Annotated in this window: 1 protein-coding gene; it reads left to right on the top strand. The window is 23.0% G+C overall.

Going from position 1 to position 535, the window contains the following annotated elements:
• Positions 1-535, top strand: a 535-nt coding sequence (locus tag KI356_RS27780) for a hypothetical protein (protein WP_212937073.1), incomplete at both ends; no start/stop codon positions are given.

The following is a 535-nucleotide window of genomic DNA, read 5'->3' as shown; positions in this document are numbered from 1 at the left end:
TTATTATATTAGTTGCATTTAGCTCGAAAAAAATTATTAATGATACTTTCACTAAAATTCCAAAAATTTTCATTGTGCTTATAGCGACTTTTGTTTTATTTCCATTAATAGGTTTTTTGAAATATGGTAGCTATCAAATTGTTTTAAATGCAATGCTATCTTTGATATATATATTATTGCTAATGGTTACATTGAATATAATAAAAGAAGAAATAGTTTATAGAAAAATGATTGATATCCTATATTATTCGGTATTTGTATTTTTATTACTCTTATTGATTTTAAATGGAGAGTCTCTGATTAATATTAATAATATTACTAATGCCTTTAATTTAGATGATAGAATAAGACAAACTTATGGATTAAAACATGCTAATACACTAGGGAATATTTGTTTAATATTCATTATAGTTGGATTAAAGAAAAAGCAATGGTGTATATATAAAAAAGAAAAAATATTTATTTTATTTTTAGAAGCGATTGCGTTATTTGTAATGTTAAATTCAGGAAGCCGAACAGCATTGACAGCAAGTAT

The sequence above is a fragment of the Bacillus hominis genome, assembly GCF_018332515.1.
In the GTDB taxonomy this organism is placed as follows: domain Bacteria; phylum Bacillota; class Bacilli; order Bacillales; family Bacillaceae_G; genus Bacillus_A; species Bacillus_A hominis.
Note: the sequence above shows the minus strand (reverse complement) of the source record. Positions and strands in the feature narration are given on the sequence as shown.